Origin of the sequence: Rheinheimera pacifica (assembly GCF_900108485.1) — a bacterium.
Lineage (GTDB): Bacteria > Pseudomonadota > Gammaproteobacteria > Enterobacterales > Alteromonadaceae > Alishewanella > Alishewanella pacifica.
Genome location: NZ_FNXF01000039.1, coordinates 1 through 2,595 on the forward strand (window position 1 = coordinate 1; position 2,595 = coordinate 2,595).

Here is a 2,595-nt window from a genome sequence, read left to right on the forward strand (position 1 = left end):
TGCGTATTTCGGTTTGTCCGGCCACCTGTTCCGGTTTCATCCGGCCAGGCGTTTCGGTGTGATCCGGCCAGCATGATCTGACCTTCGTTTATGCTCTCTTTTTACCCGACTTCTTCACCCTGAACCAGTGTTTTTTTACGTTGTGACTCACCTGTTAATTCTAGTCGGTGGGCGTTGTGGATCACTCTGTCTAATAGCGCATCTGCGACAGTCGGGTTATCCATCAGACCGTACCATTCTGAGACCGGTAACTGACTGACGATGATCGTGCTGCGTTGCTCGTAGCGATCTTCAATCACGTCCAGTAAATCACTGACTTGCTTACCTTTAAATCCCTCAAGACCCCAGTCATCCAGGATCAACATATCCACCTTTTGTAGCTGTACCAGTTGTTTCAGATAGCTACCATCGGCATGCCCCATTTTCAGGCTCTCCAGTAACCGACCTAAGCGGTAATACAGTACGCGTTTATTCTGTCGGCAAGCTTGCTCACCTAAGGCACAGGCAAGATAGGTTTTGCCACTGCCGGTGGGGCCGGTTATCAGGATGTTCTGATGATATGTCAGGTGATGGCCTTGCATGAGTGGCGTAATTTGTTCAGCCCGCAAGCCGCGCTTTGCCGGATAGCGTAAGCCCTCCGGTGTGGCTTTAAGGCGCAGATTAGCCAGTTTGCGCAAGCGTTGTAAGCGGGTGTTATCCCGTGCCAGATGTTCTTGCTCGACCAGTAATCCCAGCCGTTCATCGAAGCTAAGCTCGGCATAAGTATGGGGCGCAAGGCGTTGCTGCTCCAGCGCATTGGCCATGGCTGCCAGCTTAAGCTGACGTAGTTGGATAAGTAGTGCATCCATTAGTGTTGTCCTTATTGGTAGTATTTTGAGCCACGGATGTTGATGTGTGTGCCGGGGATAATGGTGTTGGCTTCATCAGGTTGCCAGCGCATATCTTCGCCGTTTTTCAACAGCTTTTTGATGACCGGTATATAAGGTAGCTGGCGACTGATGGCGAGCGCGCAGGCGCTTTCCAGCCGGTCGCTGCCGTAGCGCTTTTGCTCGCTCAGTAGTGCCAGGCAGGCACGCTGCGCCTGCACCAGATGGTCTTTACTGCGTTCAACGGCTAACACCACCGCCAGCGTGTTGCAGCCAATCTGCGTGGCCCAGCTGCGAATACGTTCGGGGTTCCACTCCTGATAGGCAGCATGGTTTTCTGGCATATGCGTCACATTTGTACTGTGCCGGTAAGCATTATGGCTGCGGGGATGCTGGGCGACACATTTGGTCTGATGGTAAACCTTAACCAGTGTTTGCGTGGCACTGATTTCAACCCGCTCACCCACTAAACGGTGTGGCACCGAGTACCAGTGGTTGTCGTACTGTACGTGGTAGTCTTTGGCGACTTTCGCAATGCGGTAATCGGTGTACTCATAAGCATAAAGCGGCAGTGGTTGCAGGGCGGGTTCGTCCAGCAATTTAAACAACTGCTCACGGCTGGCACCGTGGTAATGCTTCATGGGTCGCTGATTAAGTTCAGTATTCAACTCCCGGATGGCCTGATTTAGCGCAGCCAGTGAATAAAATACCTGATGGCGCAGCCGGGCTAATACCCAGCGCTCCACAATCAGTACAGCGGATTCGACTTTGCCTTTATCCTGCGGCTTGCGTGGCCGGGTGGGCATCAGCGCACAGCCATAATGTCTGGCCAGCGCTTTGTAATTGTCGTTAAGCACCGGCTCGAACTTATCCGCTTTATCAACGGCGGCTTTGAGATTATCGGGTATCAATAATGCGGGTACGCCGCCTAAAAATGTCAGGCAACGACTGTTGGCCATCAGCCACGATTCCATATTTTGGCTTTCGCAGGCTTCGATATAGGTGTAGTTTGATGCGCCCATTGTGGCGACGAAGATAGCCGCGGGTTTTATTTCGCCCGTTTCTGGGTTCACAATCGGCACTGTCGGGCCACAGAAGTCGATAAACAGCTTCTCACCGGCTTCATGATGCTGTCGCATCGAGCGTTTTTGCACGGCACACCAACGCCGGTAATGTTCGCAATACTGCGTGTAGCCAAGCGCGTTACTGCCGTGCTCTGCTTGGTACTCCTGCCATAACAGCATTTTCGTCACGCCTTTTCTGCGCAGCTCAATATGCACCTGCACCCATAGCGGCAAGACCCGCTGTGTACTGTAATCACGGCCAGGGAATAACTGTTTGTCGAGGTTATCAAGCGGATAATCGGCTGCCAACGGCCAGCTGAGGCCTAAATTGTTAAAGCGGATAACCAAATCACTGATGGTTGCCCGGCCAATATTTAAAGCCTGAGAGATTTGCCTGTCGCTTAGTCTGGCCTCAAATTTAAGACGGAATATATCCAGATAAGTTTGCATATCTGTCCTTACCATTTTCTTTTTACGTGTCATGACTACTCCGGCAAACAGTTAAAAAACTGTTATGCCAAAGTCCGTAAAACGAAGGAAGAACAAACTGGCCGGACGATACCGAAACAGGTGGCCGGATAAGGCCGAAATCAGTGGCCGGATGATACCGAAATGGGTGGCCGACTCATGCCGAAATCGCTGGCCGGATCATCCCGAAATACGCA

The 2,595-nt window shown here is 51.8% G+C and carries 2 protein-coding genes; both read right to left on the minus strand.

Features of this window, described 5'->3' with window-relative positions; translation table 11 throughout:
* Window positions 1-101: 101 nt before the first annotated feature.
* The gene (gene istB / locus BLW68_RS20850) at window positions 102-848 is read right to left on the minus strand and encodes an IS21-like element helper ATPase IstB (protein WP_092797209.1); all 747 of its coding nucleotides are present in this window, start codon (window positions 846-848) and stop codon (window positions 102-104) included.
* Window positions 849-859: 11 nt separating this feature from the next.
* Window positions 860-2,413 (minus strand): IS21 family transposase, encoded by a 1,554-nt coding sequence (istA, locus tag BLW68_RS20855; protein ID WP_410316500.1) that lies wholly within the window; start codon window positions 2,411-2,413, stop codon window positions 860-862.
* Window positions 2,414-2,595: the final 182 nt, after the last annotated feature.

What these genes read in the sequence shown, in the direction of transcription:
- istB (WP_092797209.1), bottom strand. Translation starts at nt 848, where the DNA reads ATGGATGCACTACTTATCCAACTACGTCAGCTTAAGCTGGCAGCCATG.
- istA (WP_410316500.1), bottom strand. Translation starts at nt 2,413, where the DNA reads ATGACACGTAAAAAGAAAATGGTAAGGACAGATATGCAAACTTATCTG.